The organism is Nitrosomonas sp. (assembly GCF_019752415.1).
GTDB lineage: Bacteria > Pseudomonadota > Gammaproteobacteria > Burkholderiales > Nitrosomonadaceae > Nitrosomonas.
Genome location: NZ_JAIEME010000011.1, coordinates 57,827 through 73,856 on the forward strand (window position 1 = coordinate 57,827; position 16,030 = coordinate 73,856).

At 41.0% G+C, this 16,030-nt stretch carries 17 protein-coding genes; 14 read left to right on the forward strand and 3 right to left on the reverse strand.

Annotated elements, in window-relative coordinates:
* Window position 1 precedes the first annotated feature (1 nt).
* The 4 genes from K2P83_RS02765 to K2P83_RS02780 all read left to right on the forward strand — a co-directional run bounded on the left by K2P83_RS02765 (window position 2) and on the right by K2P83_RS02780 (window position 3,877).
* The gene (locus K2P83_RS02765; protein WP_292926348.1) at window positions 2-667 is read left to right on the forward strand and encodes a phosphatidylserine decarboxylase; all 666 of its coding nucleotides are present in this window, start codon (window positions 2-4) and stop codon (window positions 665-667) included.
* A 145-nt stretch (window positions 668-812) separates the two neighbouring features.
* Window positions 813-1,586, forward strand: coding sequence for a CDP-diacylglycerol--serine O-phosphatidyltransferase (pssA, locus tag K2P83_RS02770; RefSeq protein WP_292926349.1), 774 nt, complete (start codon window positions 813-815; stop codon window positions 1,584-1,586).
* A 228-nt stretch (window positions 1,587-1,814) separates the two neighbouring features.
* Entirely contained in the window at window positions 1,815-3,347 is a 1,533-nt protein-coding gene (locus K2P83_RS02775) for a 2-isopropylmalate synthase (RefSeq protein WP_292926350.1), read from the forward strand.
* Window positions 3,348-3,397: 50 nt separating this feature from the next.
* A complete protein-coding gene (locus K2P83_RS02780; RefSeq protein WP_292926351.1) occupies window positions 3,398-3,877 on the forward strand; it encodes a TlpA disulfide reductase family protein in 480 nt (159 codons plus the stop codon).
* A 57-nt stretch (window positions 3,878-3,934) separates the two neighbouring features.
* Here the strand turns inward: K2P83_RS02780 and K2P83_RS02785 are convergent, their stop codons facing one another.
* Window positions 3,935-4,525, reverse strand: coding sequence for a lytic transglycosylase domain-containing protein (locus K2P83_RS02785; RefSeq protein ID WP_292926352.1), 591 nt, complete (start codon window positions 4,523-4,525; stop codon window positions 3,935-3,937).
* On the reverse strand, window positions 4,513-6,222 hold the full coding sequence (locus K2P83_RS02790; protein WP_292926353.1) for a proline--tRNA ligase: 1,710 nt from the start codon (window positions 6,220-6,222) through the stop codon (window positions 4,513-4,515). The genes K2P83_RS02785 and K2P83_RS02790 overlap by 13 nt, the downstream gene beginning before the upstream one ends.
* Before the next feature lie 205 nt (window positions 6,223-6,427).
* On the opposite strand from K2P83_RS02790, the gene K2P83_RS02795 reads away from it, so the two are divergent.
* From K2P83_RS02795 to K2P83_RS02840, 10 genes are all read left to right on the forward strand, one after another.
* Window positions 6,428-6,988, forward strand: a complete 561-nt coding sequence (locus K2P83_RS02795; RefSeq protein WP_292926354.1) for an RNA pyrophosphohydrolase — start codon at window positions 6,428-6,430, stop codon at window positions 6,986-6,988.
* A 178-nt stretch (window positions 6,989-7,166) separates the two neighbouring features.
* Window positions 7,167-8,159, forward strand: a complete 993-nt coding sequence (locus K2P83_RS02800) for a cytochrome-c peroxidase (protein WP_292926355.1) — start codon at window positions 7,167-7,169, stop codon at window positions 8,157-8,159.
* A 248-nt stretch (window positions 8,160-8,407) separates the two neighbouring features.
* Window positions 8,408-8,653: an RNA chaperone Hfq gene (gene hfq / locus K2P83_RS02805; protein WP_013964969.1), complete on the forward strand. Its 246-nt coding sequence runs from the start codon at window positions 8,408-8,410 to the stop codon at window positions 8,651-8,653.
* A complete protein-coding gene (hflX, locus tag K2P83_RS02810; protein ID WP_292926356.1) occupies window positions 8,653-9,804 on the forward strand; it encodes a GTPase HflX in 1,152 nt (383 codons plus the stop codon). Before hfq ends, hflX begins: the two co-directional genes overlap by 1 nt.
* Before the next feature lie 56 nt (window positions 9,805-9,860).
* Window positions 9,861-11,039 (forward strand): FtsH protease activity modulator HflK, encoded by a 1,179-nt coding sequence (gene hflK, locus K2P83_RS02815; protein WP_292926357.1) that lies wholly within the window; start codon window positions 9,861-9,863, stop codon window positions 11,037-11,039.
* Entirely contained in the window at window positions 11,040-11,915 is an 876-nt protein-coding gene (hflC, locus tag K2P83_RS02820) for a protease modulator HflC (RefSeq protein ID WP_292926358.1), read from the forward strand.
* Between the two features lie 248 nt (window positions 11,916-12,163).
* The gene (locus K2P83_RS02825) at window positions 12,164-12,349 is read left to right on the forward strand and encodes a DUF2065 domain-containing protein (protein ID WP_292926359.1); all 186 of its coding nucleotides are present in this window, start codon (window positions 12,164-12,166) and stop codon (window positions 12,347-12,349) included.
* A 44-nt stretch (window positions 12,350-12,393) separates the two neighbouring features.
* Window positions 12,394-13,545 carry an ATP phosphoribosyltransferase regulatory subunit gene (locus K2P83_RS02830; RefSeq protein WP_292926360.1) on the forward strand — a complete coding sequence of 384 codons (1,152 nt, stop codon included), beginning with the start codon at window positions 12,394-12,396 and terminating at the stop codon, window positions 13,543-13,545.
* 35 nt (window positions 13,546-13,580) lie between these two features.
* Window positions 13,581-14,876 carry an adenylosuccinate synthase gene (locus K2P83_RS02835; RefSeq protein ID WP_292926361.1) on the forward strand — a complete coding sequence of 432 codons (1,296 nt, stop codon included), beginning with the start codon at window positions 13,581-13,583 and terminating at the stop codon, window positions 14,874-14,876.
* A gap of 49 nt (window positions 14,877-14,925) precedes the next feature.
* Window positions 14,926-15,357, forward strand: coding sequence for a GNAT family N-acetyltransferase (locus K2P83_RS02840; RefSeq protein ID WP_292926362.1), 432 nt, complete (start codon window positions 14,926-14,928; stop codon window positions 15,355-15,357).
* Window positions 15,358-15,363: 6 nt separating this feature from the next.
* On the opposite strand, the gene K2P83_RS02845 is transcribed toward K2P83_RS02840, so the two are convergent.
* Complete coding sequence (locus tag K2P83_RS02845; protein ID WP_292926363.1) at window positions 15,364-15,741, reverse strand: hypothetical protein; 378 nt, start codon at window positions 15,739-15,741, stop codon at window positions 15,364-15,366.
* Window positions 15,742-16,030 lie beyond the last annotated feature (289 nt).

Here is a 16,030-nt window from a genome sequence, read left to right on the forward strand (position 1 = left end):
TATGGCTCACTATCCTCATCCTATCATTGCTCGCGAAGGTTGGCTTCATATTGTCATTGCGTTTTCTGCCGCATTGGGTGCAACGTTTTTATTTGGCTGGCTTTGGGCAATTCCATTTTGGGTGATTGCTTTATTCGTTTTACAGTTTTTCCGTGATCCACCCCGAGAAATCCCACTGGATCCGAATGCCATTTTAGCACCGGCTGACGGCAGAATTGTTGCCGTAGAAAAGACTCAGGACCCTTATCTGGAGCGCGAGGCCGTTAAGATCAGCGTTTTTATGAATGTTTTCAATGTACATTCCAATCGCAGCCCAGTCGATGGCGAGGTGCGGGATAAATGGTATTTTCCAGGGAAATTCATCAATGCGGATTTGCCGAAAGCTTCGCTGGAAAATGAAAGGAATGCACTCTGGATTAAAGCCGCGAATGGCGCTGATGTAACCTGTGTTCAAGTGGCTGGATTAATCGCGAAACGTATTCTTTGTCATGTTTCTCCGGGCGATCATCTGACGCGTGGTCAACGCTTTGGTTTTATCCGGTTTGGTTCGAGAGTGGATGTTTATTTGCCGCTGAATACTAAAATTAATGTCAATATTGGTGATAAAGTGTCGGCAACACTGACGATATTGGCGGAATTTCGTGAAGAAGCAGAAGCGATTAGTTAAAGAGAATACAATTTCAATATTCAATGTAACGGAAGTTTGGTACCAACGAACGGTGCTGCACCGAAAATCCTTTACACAAGATGCCTGAGATGAATTATCGACTAGAATATTTTACTGTTAGCATTCTTTTAATCAAAAAACAATAATGCCAGATTCTCTACCAGAACGTCTTGTGCTCAAATCTCGATTGCGGCGTCGTGGTATTTATTTGTTGCCTAACTTGTTTACCACGGCTGCTTTGTTTGCGGGTTTTTATGCCATTGTGCAGGCGATGAATGGAAATTTCGAATCTTCAGCAGTAGCTGTTTTTATAGCCATGGTATTGGATGGATTAGATGGCCGAGTGGCGCGGCTGACAGGTACGCAAAGCGAGTTTGGGGCCGAATACGATAGTATGTCGGATATGGTTTCTTTTGGTGTCGCGCCCGCATTGATTGTGTATGAGTGGGCTTTGAAAGATATGGATCAATGGGGTTGGATCATCGCATTTATTTACTGTGCGTGCGCAGCCTTGCGACTTGCGCGATTCAATACCAATATAGAAGTGGTTGATAAGCGTTTTTTTCAAGGCCTGCCCAGTCCTGCCGCAGCCGCATTAATCGCAGGACTTGTTTGGGTAATGCTTAATTTTCAAGTGCAAGGGAGTGATGTAAAATGGCTTGCTAGCATCGTTACCTTATTTGCTGCTTTAACCATGGTCAGTAATATTCCTTATTATAGTGGTAAAGAAATTAATTTACGTCGCCGGGTTCCATTCGTTACGGTCTTGTTATTAGTACTGTTCTTTTTTGTTTTAATTCCCAGTCACCCGCCGCTTGTATTATTTTTTCTGTTTGCGGCGTATGCATTTTCGGGTTATTTTGTTAAGTTATGGCGATTTAGTAGAAGTAAAAAGAATAATGAAACACCAAGTTCCTGACGTTTATCTATTGCACAGAAAGAAAAAACTATTTATATTCACCGCCATTATGTTTGCAAAAAATTATAACTACTCGCTGTATTTTCTTTCAGGTCCGATGGCTCTATCGGGACCGTTATTGCGCCTTGCGCGCTAAAATTTTTTACCCCTATTCCCCTTTCTTCCCTATAAAATTCGAAAAACGAGTTTTATCTTACTTTAAGTTTTCTTCCTGAAGTGGAGAGCATAATGCAAGAGCATTTGATTATTTTTGATACGACGTTGCGTGATGGTGAACAAAGTCCTGGTGCGTCCATGACTAAAGAAGAAAAGGTGCGCATCGCCTGGCAGCTGGAACGTATGGGTGTGGATGTTATTGAAGCCGGATTTCCAGCAGCATCTAACGGAGATTTTGAAGCTGTTAAAGCGGTGGCTGACTCGGTGAAAGCAAGTGTGGTATGTGGATTGGCACGTGCGATAGAGGCTGATATTCAGCGTGCAGGTGAAGCGTTAAAAGGTGCACAATCGGCGCGTATCCATACGTTTATTGCGACATCACCGATCCATATGAAGAATAAGCTAAGGATGTCACCTGATCAGGTGATTACACAAGCCGTGAAGGCTGTGAAATGGGCACGCCAGTATACCGATAATGTTGAGTTCTCTCCGGAAGATGCCGGCCGCTCGGAAATAGATTTCTTGTGCCAGATACTTGAAGCTGTTATTGACGCAGGTGCGACGACATTGAATATTCCAGATACGGTGGGCTATACCATGCCGGACCAGTTTGGTAAGTTGATTCGTAGTTTGCGTGAACGTATTCCTAATTCGGATAAAGCGATTTTTTCGGTACATTGCCATAATGATTTAGGATTAGCGGTCGCTAATTCGTTGGCTGCCGTGATGCATGGCGCGAGGCAAGTGGAATGCACCATTAATGGCTTAGGAGAGAGGGCAGGCAATGCTTCGCTGGAAGAGGTCGTTATGGCTGTGCGAACGCGACAGGATTATTTTCCCTGTGATACAAAAATAGATGCCAGACATATTGTGTCGGCAAGTAAACTGGTTTCCGGCATTACCGGTTTTCCGGTACAACCCAATAAAGCGATTGTTGGAGCCAATGCTTTTGCACATGAATCAGGTATTCACCAGGATGGGGTGCTGAAACACCGAGAAACCTATGAAATCATGCGCGCAGAAGATGTTGGTTGGGGTGCAAACAAGTTATTACTGGGGAAACATTCCGGTCGTAATGCATTCCGTAATCGTCTTATGGAGTTAGGCATTGAGCTGGAGTCGGAAGAAATGCTCAATAATACTTTTATGCGTTTCAAGGAGTTGGCGGATAAGAAGCACGAGATATTTGATGAAGACCTCCATGCGTTGGTTTCAGATGAAGTATTGGTACTGCAGGAGCGCTACCGGTTAATATCACTTACCATTCACTGTGAAACAGGTGAAGTCCCTTATGCACGTATTGTGATTTCTGAAGATGGAAGTGAAATGCACGCTGAATCTCAAGGAAGCGGTCCGGTGGATGCGACTTTCCGTGCGATTGAAATGCTACTATCCAGTGGGGTTAAATTGCAATTATTTTCGGTTAACAATATTACCAGTGGAACGGATGCACAAGGAGAAGTAACTGTACGGCTACAGAAGTCTGACCGTATCGTCAATGGAAATGGCGCAGATACCGATATAGTCGTGGCGTCAGCAAAAGCCTATCTCAGTGCACTCAATAAGCTGCACAGCAAGCTGGAACGTGCTCATCCGCAGGTGTGACTGAATTGAGTATGTATATAAGAATTAAAAGGAAGTTTTGCAACAAAGTGATGAAACACAAACTGATAGTATTGTTTTGTTTGGTAACACTGATAGTAAGTGGTCAGGTGCAAGCATTTCAGTTTCAAGATGCAACAGGGAAGATTCATAAACTGACAGACTATAAAGGGCGGTGGGTATTGGTTAATTTTTGGGCAACTTGGTGCCCGCCGTGTTTAAAAGAAATTCCTGATTTGATTGCGTTATATGAGAGCCGAAAAGATATTATGGTAATTGGTGTGGCAATGGATTTTAGTGATTCGCAAGTGGTTATGGATTTTGTTCAGTCGATGTCAATTACATATCCCACGGTTTTGGGTGATCGGCAGATTGCCTCTCAACTCGACGATATTTCACTTCTGCCCAGTACTTATTTTTTTGATCCTGATGGGAAACCAGCTGCTCGCCAGCTTGGGATCATCTCGAGAGAAAGTATAGAAGCGTTTATTAAGTCAAAGTCAATTGGAAAAAGTGTGGACCAAACACGCTAATATATTTGATTCAGTTTTTCGATTGATAATCCATAGGAATCCTAATTATTTATTTGGCTATGATGCGGTATAACGCCATGTAGTCTGCCATTTATTAAACACAAGCTGTGGGTAAGTAATTTCACCCAAACTGCCATTATATCGTCCAAGAGCACGGAAATAATCGCCTTTCTCCTTATTGAGGTAATGGCGCAGAATGGTACATCCATAACGTAAATTAACACGCAAATGAAAAAGATTGTGATCCCGATGACCAATGGCTTCAGTCCAGAATGGCATCACTTGCATATAGCCGCGCGCGCCCGCATGCGAAAGTGCGTATTTCTTGAAACCACTTTCAACTTGAATCACACTTAACACAAGTTGCGGATCCAATCCTGCACGCGTTGCTTCATAAAAAACTGTTCTCAGAAATTCTTCCCGTTCGATTGGATCGGGTATGAATTTCTCTAAGCGGCGACTCATGCTGATAAGCCAAGTAATACTGTCAGCTACGGCGGCATATTCAGTGTATGAAGCGGCCTGATCACTCCTTTCATGGAGAATAACTGTCTGGGTATTGGCAGAAAGCGTTTCATAATGCAGATTATTGGCATGTATGACGCCTGTAAAGAGCAAAAGTAGTATCGTGCAGATTAGTTTGTACATATTTTATTTGCTATAAATGAAAAAATTAGGTCCATGGGTATCGCTTGTGATGCTTGATCTTTTCTTCCTTGATATTCAATGATGGATTGCTTAAGCCCTCGTTCGCCAATCACAATCCGATGCGGAATACCTATTAACTCCATATCGGCGAACATGACACCAGGGCGTTCGTCACGATCATCTAAAAGCACTTCGATTTGAGCATCTGAAAACTGTTGATACAGTTTTTCCACGGCGTCTTTTACCAAACTACTTTTCTGCAGACCAATCGGTATGATTGCAAGCTGAAAGGGTGCCATCGTGGCTGGAAAAATGATGCCATGATCATCGTGATTTTGTTCAATGGCGGCGGCAACAATGCGTGAAATACCGATACCATAGCAACCCATTTCCATGTATTGGGTTTGACCCGATTCGTCGAGATAGCTGGCTTTCATAATTTCAGAATATTTTGTACGCAACTGGAAAATATGGCCTACTTCAATTCCGCGGCAGATTTCTAGTCTTCCTTTACCGTCCGGAGAATCATCACCTGCAACAACATTTCGGATATCGAAAACATGATCGGGTATTTTGAGGTCACGATCAAAATTCACCTGAGTCAGATGAACCCCTTCTTTGTTTGCCCCACAAACAAAGTTATTCATACTCATGACAGTTTGATCAGCAATCACACAAGTATCTAATCCAACGGGACCAATGTATCCAGGTATTGTTCCAGTCTCAAGTAGAATATCTGATTCGCTTGCCATCTGGAACTCGGATAAAAAGGGTATTCTCCTCACTTTTAATTCGTTGAGTTGATGATCACCCCGCAGTAATAGTAAAAATATTTTATTATTTGCCTTTACTGCAAGGGTTTTGATTGTTTTTTGTAATGGTATTTCTAAGAATTCCGCAACTTCAATACAGGTTTTTTTATTGGGCGTTGGGATTTTCAGCATAACACCTTCGGGTTTAGCCCGTTCTTGTTGTGCTGATAATGCCCTAGCCAACTCAATATTGGCGGCATAATCTGATTCTGGACAAAATGCGATCGCATCCTCACCGGATTCAGCTAAGACATGAAATTCATGTGAACCACTGCCTCCTATAGCACCAGTATCAGCCGCAACGGCACGAAATTTTAAACCAAGACGTGTAAAAATACGGCTATAGGTTTCATACATGAGTTGATAGGTTTGCATCAGACTGTTTTCATCAGTGTGGAAAGAATACGCATCTTTCATTAAGAATTCTCGTGCACGCATTACTCCAAAACGTGGTCGAATTTCATCACGAAATTTTGTTTGTATTTGATAGAAATTGAGTGGTAATTGACGATAGCTTTTGATTTCTCTGCGTGCTATGTCGGTTATGATTTCCTCATGCGTTGGGCCAAAACAGAAATCATGCTCATGCCGATCTTTGATTTTTAGCATTTGTGGACCGAATACATCCCATCTTCCAGTTTCTTGCCATAATTCAGCAGGTTGTATCGCAGGCATCAAAACTTCTATAGCGCCACTTTTATTCATTTCATCACGAACAATGTTTTCTATTTTTCGTAGTACTCTTAAACCCATCGGCATCCAAGTATATAGTCCACTACCTAAGCGTTTGATTAGCCCGGCGCGTAGCATAAGTTTGTGACTGACTAGCTCTGCTTCGGCAGGTGCTTCCTTAAGCGTTGAAATAAAAAATTGCGAGACGCGCATGAATGATTCCATTATGATAATAAAATTATAGTGATTTTACCTTGAAATACGTGGCGAAGTGCGGATTAGTCTATCGCTATGGATAGATTCAACCTAAATAGATAGAATCTCTCTAAGGTATGGGGTTTTTGTTTTATAGGCACTTTCAATCTATAGTAAAGTATGAAAAAATCTACCCATTTGATGGGTCAAATGAGTAATTCACATGATTGACCGTAACGGATATCGCCCCAATGTTGGTATTATCCTGCTGAATTCAAAGAATGAAGTATTTTGGGGTAAGCGCATAAGACAAAATTCTTGGCAATTTCCACAAGGTGGTATTAAGTCGGGAGAAAGTCCTGAACAAGCCATGTATCGGGAATTAACCGAAGAAATAGGGTTGCATCCAAATCACGTTGAGATTGTTGGACGAACGCGCGACTGGCTGCGATATGAAGTGCCTGATCGCTGGATTAGGCGTGAGTGGCGCGGAAATTACAAAGGCCAAAAGCAAATTTGGTATTTGTTGCGTTTGATAGGGCGTGATAGTGATGTTTCGTTGCGCGGAAGTGCGCATCCAGAATTTGACGCTTGGCGCTGGAATCAATATTGGGTCGAATTAGATTCAGTTGTAGAGTTTAAACGTAAAGTTTACAAACAAGCACTGACAGAATTATCACGATTGTTAAAAACGGATCCATGTCAAAGTACAGGTTATGATAAAAATAATTTAGCCAGTGAAACAAGAGAAATTTTAATTAATCATCTGGAAGTGAATGAATAATCCGCTTGATATAAAGTATTTTTAAGGGTTATTTAAGTTATTACCCAGTAAGTTTTAAGAAACGGGGTAGAATTGCCTCACTTTGTTTTTAAAAGATTCCCATCTGTGGGTGTTTCATCAGGCGTAATCGGCGGCGCCATTACAGCCGTTTTATTATATATACTTAGGGAGAATACCGATGAAGATACGTACACTGGTTGCGTCACTGTTATCGATAGGCGTTCTTGTCACTTCGATTAATGTTTCAGCTAATGAACCTATCCAATCCATTAAAGCTGCTAAAGTAACAAATGCTGATATGGTTGAACTGGGTAAAATGTTATTTTTTGATCCACGCTTATCGAAATCCGGATTTATTTCCTGTAATTCTTGCCATAATTTAAGTATGGGGGGCACGGATAATCTTCCGAGCTCTATCGGTCATAAATGGCATGAAGGGCCTATTAATGCCCCCACTGTATTAAATGCCAGTATGATTCTAGCTCAATTTTGGGATGGCCGCGCTAAGGATCTAAAAGAACAAGCGGGTGGTCCAATTGCAAATCCAGGAGAGATGGGTTCTACACATAAACTAGCTGTTGATGTAATACAGTCTATTCCTCAATACCGTACCTATTTTGAAAAGGCATTTGGTTCTGATCAGGTTGATATTGATCGAGTAACCAGTGCAATTGCAGCTTTTGAAGAAACATTAGTTACGCCTGGATCACGTTTTGATAAGTGGCTGGAAGGTGACAAGAAAGCTCTGAATCAGCAGGAGCTGGAAGGATATGAGTTATTTAAGAGTAGTGGTTGCTCAGGTTGCCATAATGGACCGGCTGTAGGCGGGACATTATACCAGAAGTTTGGTGTGCATCATCCTTATAAAACAACAAGTAAAGCAGAGGGAAGAAAAGCAGTTACTGGTAAAGATACTGATTTAAATGTGTTTAAAGTACCAACTTTGCGTAATATTGAACTCACTTATCCCTACTTTCATGATGGAGCAGTAGCAACCTTAGAAGATGCTGTGAAGACCATGGGGAAAGTGCAATTAGATCGTGATTTTAATAAGAAAGAAATTGATAGTATTGTTGCTTTCCTAAAGACATTAACTGGTGAGCAACCTGATATCAAACTGCCGATTCTTCCGCCTTCCAACAATAGTACGCCAAAACCAGTACCGTTTTAATTTTTTTAGAATTTAAAAAAATCAGAAGCAATTTTGTTGAGTTTTTCTTGAGGCATGGAAGGCAAATCAAGCATCCAGATGTTATGAACATAACCTGGATGCTTGCAATGTGGCGATAGTTCTGACAAACAATTTGATTTGATTTGATGGTTCTACTGTTTGGTACAATCTGTTATAGATTTACATATAAAAATAAAGTAGAGTCACTATTTATTCCAATAACTAATAATTAGAATAGGGAGTTACCTATGGGTAACAAGGGACAGTTACTGCAAGATCCATTTCTAAACATATTGCGGAAAGAACATATTCCGGTATCGATTTATTTAGTAAATGGTATTAAATTGCAAGGACAAATTGATTCATTTGATCAATATGTAGTACTGTTGAAAAACTCAGTTACGCAAATGGTATACAAACACGCGATCTCTACAGTAGTGCCCGCAAGAGCTGTTACTATTCCTATTGAAACAATGGAAGCTCGTGATACCTGATGCCTGAATCAGGTTTGGATAGAATAAAAACTATTAATCCAGCAATACTAGTTGGTCTTGACTTTGGTAGTGCTACGCATAAAGATAGCTTGCAAGAGTTAGAGCAGTTGGCTATCAGTGCTAAGATCCAGGTTATGGCGGTTGTAGAAGGGAAACGTTCTCGCCCTGATCCTACAACCTATATTGGAAGCGGAAAGGTCGATGAAATAGCGCAGCTATTATCGCAGAATAAAGCTTCGCTGGTAATATTTAACCATGATTTATCGCCAGCTCAGCAACGTAACCTATCCTTACGCTTAAATTGTAATGTCGTCGATCGTACTAGCTTGATTCTCGATATTTTCTCTCAGCGTGCTAAGAGTTATGAAGGAAAATTACAAGTGGAGCTGGCCCAGCTCGAGCATCTTGCAACACGCCTTGTGCGTGGATGGACGCATCTTGAAAGACAAAAAGGCGGTATTGGTTTGCGTGGTCCTGGCGAGACTCAACTGGAAACAGATCGACGATTAATTAAGAAGCGAGTCAAATTACTTAAAGAAAAACTCGCTGCCTTGCAGCGACAACGCAACGTACAAAGACGATCTAGGCGGCGTACAAATGTACTTTCGGTATCTATAGTTGGTTATACCAATGCAGGAAAATCAACTTTATTTAATAAATTAGTACGTACACAATCATATGCTGCCGATCAGCTGTTTGCATCATTGGACACGACAACAAGAAAACTATTCCTCGCTGAAAGCGGATCAGTAGTAATTTCGGATACTGTAGGATTTATTCGCGAATTACCGCATACATTGGTGGCAGCTTTTCATGCGACGCTTGAAGAAGCTGTTCAGGCCGATATACTGCTTCACATAATAGATGCCAGCAGTTCGAACCGTGATGAGCAGATCGAAGAAGTTAATAAGATATTAAAAGAAATCGGTGCTGATACGATTCCTCAAGTTTTAATCTTTAATAAGATTGATCTATCAGACTTGGCAGTGGGCGGCAAAGGTTGCGTGCATGATGAATATGGTAGAATATCGCGTATTCGTTTAAGTGCAAAAACAGGAGAAGGTTTAGAGTTTGTAAGATTAGCGTTGACAGAAGCACTTGTAGAGAATCCAAGAGAATATATGAGCAATCTAAAGATATTAAGAGAGTAATTGGAGGTTGTGCTACGGTACAAGAACTTTTTTGAACGAACAAAACAGGAATTAATATGGGATTAAATGATCCACAATGGGGAAAAAATAAAGGCGATTCCGGTCCACCAGATCTGGATGATGTTCTGCGAAATATCAACAAAAAGATTAATGGTATTTTTGGGCAAAAAAAAGGTGGAGGGGGTGATGATAATTCAAATACTCAGGGTCCTAAGCAACACAGTGGCGGTAGTATCGCACTGATTCTCGGTTTGCTTGTTGTAGTGTGGCTAGCAAGCGGTTTTTATATTGTGGATGAAGGCCATAGGGGTGTTGTATTGCGTTTTGGTCAATATACCGACACGACACCGGCAGGCTTGCGTTGGCATTTACCTTATCCTGTCGAGAAAGTAGAAATAGTGAATGTCAGTCAGGTTCGTACAGTTGAAATTGGTTATCGTAACAATGTAAGAAGCAAAGTGCTCCGAGAATCACTGATGTTGACTGATGATGAGAACATCATTGATATTCAGTTTGCTGTGCAATATATATTGAATAATCCAGAGAGTTTTCTGTTTAAAAATAGAAATCCTGAAGAAGCAGTTCTACAAGCAGCTGAAACTGCGATCAGACAAGTGATTGGTAAGAGTAAAATGGACTATGTCTTATATGAGGGTCGTGAGCAAGTTGCAGCTAATGCGACCCAGTTGATGCAGAGGATTCTAGATCGTTATGAGATAGGTATCTCTATCAGTAAAGTGACTATGCAAAATGCACAGCCGCCAGAACAGGTTCAGGCTGCATTTGATGATGCAGTAAAAGCAGGGCAAGACAGAGAACGGCAAAAGAATGAGGGACAGGCTTATGCCAATGATGTGATTCCAAGAGCTGTTGGTAATGCTGCTAGATTGATTCAAGAATCTGAGGGATATAAACAACGTGTGATTGTAAGTGCCGAGGGTGATGCAAGTCGTTTTGAGCAAATTCTTGTGGAATATAGTAAAGCGCCAAAAGTGACGCGGGAACGTTTATATCTGGACATGATGCAACAGGTACTCTCTAATACCAGTAAGATTCTCGTTGACCAGAAGAATGGAAATAATCTCATGTACTTACCGCTGGATAAGCTAATAAATATGAGTGGATCAACGTCAGTTTCATCAGTAACCGCGCAGCCAATGGTACAGGAGGCAGCCCCAGATAGTGGAATGCGAGCACGAGAGTCTTTTCGTAGTCGCGAACGGGAGATAAGATAGATGAAAAATTTTACATCAGTGTTTTCAGGTATCATCATTGCAGTTTTTTTTCTGGGAAGTTCCGCAATCTATATTGTAGATCAGCGGCAACAAGCTATTTTGTTTCAACTAGGGGAAGTGATTGATGTTAAAACGGAACCTGGTCTTTATTTCAAGATTCCTATCGCACAAAATGTACGCTTCTTTGAGAAGCGCATTTTGACGATGAACACAGAAGAACCTGAACGTTTTATTACTTCAGAGAAAAAGAATGTTTTGGTAGATCTGTTTGTGAAATGGCGTATTGTAGACGTGAAACAATATTATATCAGCGTGCGTGGCGATGAAAGTTTGGCGCAAACACGTTTAGCTCAAACTATTAATGCAAGTTTACGTGATGAATTTGGTAATCGTACAGTTCATGATGTCGTTTCGGGAGAACGTGATGTTATTATGGAAATAATGCGTCAGAAAGCTGATAGTGATGCTCGTTCGATTGGGGTAGAAGTTGTTGATGTTCGTTTGAAACGAGTGGATCTACCTCAGGAAGTAAGTGAATCGGTATTTCGACGTATGGAGGCAGAACGTAAAAGGGTTGCCAATGAATTACGTTCTACCGGTGCAGCTGAATCGGAGAAGATTCGTGCCGATGCCGACAGACAACGTGAAGTCATAATGGCAGAAGCATATCGAGAAGCACAGAAAACGATGGGTGATGGCGATAGTCAGGCAGCTGCAACCTATTCAAACGCTTTTCAGAAAGACGCCGAATTCTACGCTTTCTGGCGTAGCGTTGATGCTTATAAACAATCTTTCAAAAATAAAGGAGATATGCTAGTTCTTGAACCCACTTCCGATTTCTTCAAATATTTGAAAAATCCTGCTGTTAGTAAATAATAATTATGTATTGATTAAAACTAGTTGTGTGAACAAAAGAATCTGCGAAGACTTTTTTTAAAGATGAGTATAATATAAGTGCAAGTCTATGATTTACTTGCAGAGAAAGTATATGTAGTTTTTTATATAGTAACTTTTGAAGAGGTTCTGGGGATCGTGGTTTTTTAGACTCGATTACAGCAGAACCTCTTATTTTTTGCTATTTTAGAAAACATAAAGATGCCTGATTTAGCAGGAGCTGTATCAATATGTGGGAAACTTTTCTGATTGCGATTGCCTTGATGTTAATTCTAGAAGGGATGCTTCCATTTCTATCTCCTCAGACTTGGAGAGAAGCATTTAGAAAAATGATTGAAATTGATGATCATCAGATACGATTTATTGGTCTGACTTCAATGTTGGTTGGACTAATGTTGCTACTTATCGTAAGTTAATATTAACTTCATTTCTTTTCGTTGACGATTTGTCGATCATAAACATGCAAAATTGGCTACTTCCAGAATATGTCGAGGATATATTACCTATAGAAGCATTGCATATCGAGGTAATGCGCCGTCAGATTATTGATTTGTTGCTGGTACACGGTTACCAGCAAGTAATTCCACCATTGTTAGAATATTTGGAATCATTGCTGTCCGGCAGCGGCAGCGACATGGATTTGAATATGTTCAAAGTGATAGATCAGCTTAGTGGGCGCATGATGGGCCTTCGTGCTGACATGACTCCGCAAGTTGCAAGAATTGATGCGCATTTATTGAATTCTGAAGGCATAACACGTCTATGTTATGCCAATAGTGTGTTGCATACCGTGCCATCTGGGGTAACGCAGACTCGAGAGCCATTGCAAGTAGGAGCAGAACTTTATGGTCACTCAGGGTTGGAAAGTGACCTGGAGATTCAACGGATCATGTTGCAATGCTTGTCTGTCGCAGGTGTTAGCAAAGTTCATCTGGATCTTGGTCATGTGGCAGTTTTCCGGGGGCTAATTAAAGGTGCGAGTATATCGCGAGAACTCGAAGCCGAATTGTTTGCGGTTCTGCAAGCAAAGGATGTTTCAACATTAAAGGAACTGTGTATAAAGTTACAAAGAAATACGCGTGACGCATTGATGTTATTGCCTCAGCTCTATGGGGATAGGAATATTTTGATAGACGCTGTTAAACAATTGCCGGATTATCCTGAGATTAGAATTGCATTGAATGAATTGAGTATCGTAGAAGAGGAACTGAAACCAAATGTCGATAAAATCGCTTTTGATTTGGCGGATTTGCGTGGATACCACTATCATACCGGAATGGTCTTTGCTGCATATGCAGATGGCTGCTCAAACGCTATTGCTTTAGGCGGTCGTTATGACGAAATAGGAAAAGCTTTCGGGCGAGCACGTCCAGCTACTGGCTTTAGTATGGATATCAGAGAACTATCCAGATTAATGAAACCCCAAACATATCCTAGCGGAATACGGGCGCCTTTCCAGAAAAAAAATAAAGAACTGGAAAATATAATCGAGAAACTACGTAGCTCAGGGCAAATTGTTGTGATGGATTTACCAGGACAAGAGAATGAGTCCATGGATTGCGACAGGCAATTAATATTTCACAATGGGCAATGGATCATTGAAGAAATTTAATATTTTAGAAGCAAAGTCTTTTAGAGATAAGTGATATGACTAAAAATGTAGTAGTCATTGGTACGCAGTGGGGTGATGAAGGAAAAGGCAAAGTGGTTGACTGGCTAACAGATCATGCGCAGGGCGTGGTACGCTTTCAAGGCGGCCATAATGCGGGTCATACCTTAGTCATAGGAAATAAAAAAACCGTATTACATCTGATCCCATCCGGCATACTGCGTGACAGTGTTATTTGTTATATTGGAAACGGGGTAGTAATTTCACCGGAAGCGCTGCTCGATGAAATTGATATGCTTGAGAAAAATGGTGTCAATGTCAGTGGACGCTTGCGGATTAGTGCTGCTTGTCCGTTAATTTTGCCCTGCCACGCGGCATTAGACAGCGCGCGTGAGACTGCTAGAGGCGTAGGAAAGATTGGCACTACCGGACGTGGTATCGGCCCAGCCTACGAAGACAAAGTCGCGCGACGCGCAATTCGTTTGCAGGATTTGTTTCACCGAGATCGCTTTGCTGCAAAGTTAGGTGAAATGTTGGATTATCACAATTTTGTTTTGAAAAATTATTTTCATATGCCTGTCATTGATTTCCAAAAAACAATGGATGATGCACTGGTGCAAGCTGAGCGGATTAAACCGATGGTTGCCGATGTCCCTCAGCTTTTATTTAATGCGCATAAAGCAGGGGACAATCTGTTATTTGAAGGTGCACAGGGCGCGTTATTGGATATTGATCATGGTACGTACCCATTTGTCACGTCTAGTAATTGTGTGGCTGGTGCGGCAGGTCCTGGCAGTGGAGTTGGACCGCAAATGTTGCATTATGTGCTGGGTATTACAAAAGCATACACAACACGCGTTGGTTCTGGTCCATTCCCAACTGAACTGGACGACGAAGTAGGTAAGCACCTTGCAACACGTGGGCATGAGTTCGGTTCGACAACAGGGCGCCCTCGCCGCTGTGGTTGGTTTGATGCAGTAGCATTAAAGCGTTCGATACAAATAAATGGTGTAACAGGATTATGTATTACTAAACTTGATGTATTGGATGGTGTAGAAATACTTAATCTCGGGGTAGGGTATAGACTGAGCAATGGTAATAATAGCAATATATTGCCGATTGGTGCTGATGACCTGGATTGTTGTGAACCGATCTACGAGGAAATACCTGGATGGTCAGAAAATACAGCCGGAATTAAAGAGTTTGATCAACTGCCAAAAGCCGCACAGAATTATCTGAAACGTTTGGAAGAAGTTTGTGAAATACCCATCGATATGATTTCTACAGGGCCTGACAGAGAAGATACAATCCTGTTGCGACATCCATTCAAATAATGGGTATTGACTTTTTAATGCTATAACTAAATTGCTGCAGCAGTAAATCATGTGCTACTCTCATTCGGTACATATCGTGAGTTGGAAAGATGAAGCACTCACTTTGCGTGTCATCCGAACCGAAGTTTTTATAAATGAGCAACAAATTCCAGAAGTGATGGAATGGGATGAGTTTGATGCTATTAGCATTCACGTGTTAGCATGCAATTTTGATGGGCTACCCGTGGGGACTGCAAGATTATTGCCGGATGGTTATATCGGAAGGATGGCAGTATTAAAAGAATGGCGGAATAAAGGATATGGCGGCGCCATGTTGCAAAAGTTGCTGGAAGAGTTAAGCAACCGGCATGAAAAAAAAGTAATGCTCAATGCACAAGCGAGCGCTGTTAAATTCTACGAAAAATTTGGATTCAAGGTGTTTGGAAATGATTTTTGGGAAGCCGGTATTCTTCATGTCAGAATGATACTTTTGTTGAATTAGTTCTGTTTATTTTCTATCAGTTTTCCCCCATTCATTAGCTAATGCATCTGAAGCTTGTCTCCATTGATTGATTGCCTGTTCCATTGAAATTCTAGCCTGTTCTGATTTTTTTCTGGCAATTTCAGCTTCTCTCTCGGCTGTGGCTAATTTTTGTTTAATTGCAGACAATGTCTTTTCGGCGAAAACTGCATCTTTATTTAATGTATCTGCTGATTGCTTGGCTTGCATCATGTTGTCGTAGGCAATACTGGCATTTTTTTGGAGATTCGAAATATTCTCTGCGTATACAAGAGGCTGACCAAAGATGTTCAGAAAAAATATGAAACAAGCTTTTGTGAATAAAATGTTGAGATTGTATTTTCTAAGATTGAAGTTAGTTTTCATAATTTACCTCTAAGTCATTAATTCATAAGTATCTATGGTGTATTTAAATAGTAAGAAAAGAACAAATTCAGAATTCAATGGAGCATATGATGCGGCGAACCAATGCATCTCTGCAATGTGATGCGATTCAATTCTATATCAAGATTCTTTTCAATAAACTTGATCCGTCATCACTGGTAAAAGAATAGATTAGTTTATAGCGCATCAATCAAACCGCGGGTGTAAGCAACCTAAGCCAATTTTTTCCCTACAGCTATATTGTAGCTTAAGGTATTGTAAAATCAGTATA